The organism is Castellaniella sp. (genome assembly GCF_041675725.1).
Lineage (GTDB): Bacteria > Pseudomonadota > Gammaproteobacteria > Burkholderiales > Burkholderiaceae_B > Castellaniella.
Genome location: NZ_JBAYTI010000120.1, coordinates 1 through 3042, shown reverse-complemented (window position 1 = coordinate 3042; position 3042 = coordinate 1). Strand labels below are relative to the sequence as shown.

Sequence of the window (3042 nt, the reverse complement as noted above, 5' to 3'; positions counted from 1 at the left end):
TGGCGCAGGGCGGGTTCGGCCTGGGTCAGGTGCCGGTGCCGGGCCTGGAGGTCGGCCAGGTCCAGGGTGCTCAGGCGCATCCAGTCGGCCAGGCCGGCCTGTTCGCGCAGCGCCAGGGCTTGGCGAAAGCCGGTTTCGGCGGTTTCGTATTCGCCCCGCACCGCAGCCAGCCGTGCGCGCGCGGTGAGCAGGGCGCTGCGCGGCTGGACGCTGAGGCTTTCGGGGGTTTCCAGTTGGTCGAGCAGGGCGGCGGCGCTGGCCGGGTCGGCCTGGGTCAGGTGCAGTTCGGCCAGGCTGATGACGGCCTGGGCGTGGTGGTCGCGGGCACCGACGCGCTGGAAGGCGTCGATGGCTTCGAGGAAGCGGGCCTTGGCCTGGGCCAGGTCGCCTGCGCCACGGTCTTCCACACCCATGTTGAATTGCAGGCGGGCCACGTCGGGCAGGACGCCCAGTTCGCGGAAGTGCGTCAGGGCGGTGGTATTGGCCTGGCGGGCGGCGTCGGCGCGGCCGGCCCAGCCGTGCAGGATGGCGAGGTTACTCAGGGCGGTGGCGATGCCGCGCCGGTCGCCGATGTCGGCGAACAGGGTGTGGGCGCGTTCCCAGTGGCCCTGGGCTTCGTCGCTGCGTCCGCTGCGGGCGAGCAGGGTGCCGGTCTGGATGCGGGCGGCGGCTTCGCCGATGCGGTCGCCAGCCCGGATGTAGGCCTCCAGCGCGGCCTGGCCGGCGTCGGCGGCGCTGTCCATGTCGCCATGGGTCTGGTGCGCCAGGGCCAGGATGTTGCGGGCACTGGCCAGTTCGCGCAGGTCGCCGTGCGCGATGAGGCGTTCGATGGCGGTGTCGAGGCGGGCGATGGCGTCGGCGGGGTTGCCGGCGCGGATCTGGACGTAGGCGGCTTCGCGCAGGGCGCGTGCGGCGAAGGTGTCCTGGCCCAGGTGGGTGGCCTCCTGGGCGATGTGGTCGAAGGCGGCCAGCGCCACGTCGAACTGGCCGGCATCGCGCGCCAGGGTGGCGCGCAGCAGGGCGGCGGCGAGGGCATCGCCGGGGGTGATGCCGGTGCCGGGGAAGTCGGGGGCGTCCAGGCGCTGGCGGGCGAGGTCCGGCTGGCCCAGGAGCAGGTTGGCCCAGGCGGCCTGGAGGCTGGCCTGGTGGCGCTGGCTGGGCGAGGCGGCGTGTTGCAGGGCCTGTTCGGCCGCTTCCAGACGGGCGCGATGGTTGCCCTGGGCGGTGGCCAGGCTGGCCTGCATCAGGGCCAGGCGGAAACGGTCCAGGGCCGGGGCAGGCAGCGCGGCGAGGCGATCGAGCGTGGTTTCGGCCTCGCTCAGGCGGCCATGGGCGAGCAGGGCCTGGGTCAGGCGCAGGCCGCTGTCGGCATCGCCGGGGTTGAGTTCGAACAGGGCCTGCAAGGCGCTGGCGGCTTCGTCCCAGTGGTAGTTCAGGCCGTGCAGGAAGGCCGCCGTGCGCAATTGTTCCACGCGCGGCAGGGCGGCGGCGGCCTGGTCGGCGGCCTGCGCCCATTGCAGGGCCTGGCGGCGGTTGCCGGCGCGGGCCAGGATGTCGGCCAGCGCGGCCATGCTGGCGGGAGCATCGGGTTCGTGGGCGAGGCTTTTTTCCAGAAGGAGGCGGGCGTTGTGCAGGTCGCCTTGGGCCGAGGCATCGAGCCCACGACGATAGTCGTTGAGCGCCTGCGGGGTTCGGGGATGGCCGTCATGCATCACGTGGTGCTGTTGTTGCCGAGCAGGGATGGCACCGTGGTCTTCGACAGGTGCCCAGGGCCGCCAAATCAGCAGGCCGATGACAACAACGACGGCAAGCACCGGCAGCACCAACACCAGTGGAGCGGCAGGACGCCGCTGCGGCGTTTCGGTGCTGGAGGCAGGGTCTGGTTCGACGGCAGGGGCTTCTGCTGTGTTGCGCTGGACAACGGCGTTGAGACGGTAGCCCAGGCGCGGAAGGTTCTCGATCAGTTGCGGGTGTTGTGCCGATTCACCCAACGCTTGGCGCAGTTCGTGGATGGATTGCTTGACGACACCCGCACTGACGGCCTGTCGGCCCCAGACTTGATCGAGCAGGGCATCGCGACCAAGCAACTTGGGTGAGGCTTCGATCAGGGCCAGAAGCAGTCGCGCGGTCATCGGGCGCAGCGGAATCTGGCCCTGCGGTCCATGCAGTTGCAGTGTGTGGGCGTCGAATGAAAACGTATCGAAGCGATAGTGCATGGGGCGATTCTGGACTATCCGGTCCGGTTTGGCCCAACCAGGGGCTCAGGGCTGGCGATGCAGGCGCATCTGTGCAGCCTGCTCGGGCTCTGGCCAGGTGCCATCGGCGAAGCGGCGCAGCAGGCTGCCTTCATGCACGGCGAAGAAGGCGTTGTCGCCGGCTGCATCAAGCTGGATGTGGTTGCCGTCGTAGGTCCAGGCGAAGCTGCCATTCGTCACGCGCGGTTCCGCCTCGCGATCGAGATAGCGCACATGCAGTTCGTAGCTGCCGTCTGATGCAAGGATCAGGCGGTTTTCGATGCCGGGACAGTCGGCACAGGGCAGCACGCCGACATAGGTGCCTGCCCAGTCCAGTGAATTGCGACTGGTGTGGATGGGGTCGGGCGTGGCCGGCTCGTACTCCGGGAGAGGTGTGCTGGCGCAAGCGGCCAGTGTGATGAAAAGCAGGACGAGAAAGGCATGACGCATGGCGGTGCTCTCGGGAACGGGCGCGTGGCGCCATCTGGCGGCGGGAGTTGCGTGATGCCTGGGCAGCATCACGCAAATCAGGGTAGTGGCATGCAAAGGTAGCGTTTTGTGGTCGAGTTGGCACACGGGTGTAATGATGCGGTGCAATAGTCCGTGGCATGAGGTGCCTGCCATGGTGCCGGGATCGTCCAAGGGGATCTGCCATGTTGTTTCGTGCCTGTGTTCTTGGCATCACGATGCTGGTGATGCTTCAGGTGCCGGCTCCGGTGCATGCTCAGGAGAGCGATGCGCTGCGCGAGATCGAGCAGCTCGGCGCATCGCTGCACCAGATTGATCGTGCGGTGCGGGTGGCGGCCAG

2 protein-coding genes are annotated in these 3042 nt (G+C 69.0%); both read right to left on the bottom strand.

What is annotated here, in order from left to right; all coding sequences use genetic code 11:
* A partial coding sequence (locus WCZ84_RS13900; RefSeq protein ID WP_372686870.1) for a tetratricopeptide repeat protein occupies nt 1-2216 on the bottom strand: 2216 nt, incomplete at its 3' end.
* Nucleotides 2217-2261: 45 nt separating this feature from the next.
* Entirely contained in the window at nt 2262-2876 is a 615-nt protein-coding gene (locus tag WCZ84_RS13895) for a copper resistance protein NlpE (protein ID WP_339399213.1), read from the bottom strand.
* Between the last annotated feature and the right edge of the window lie 166 nt (nt 2877-3042).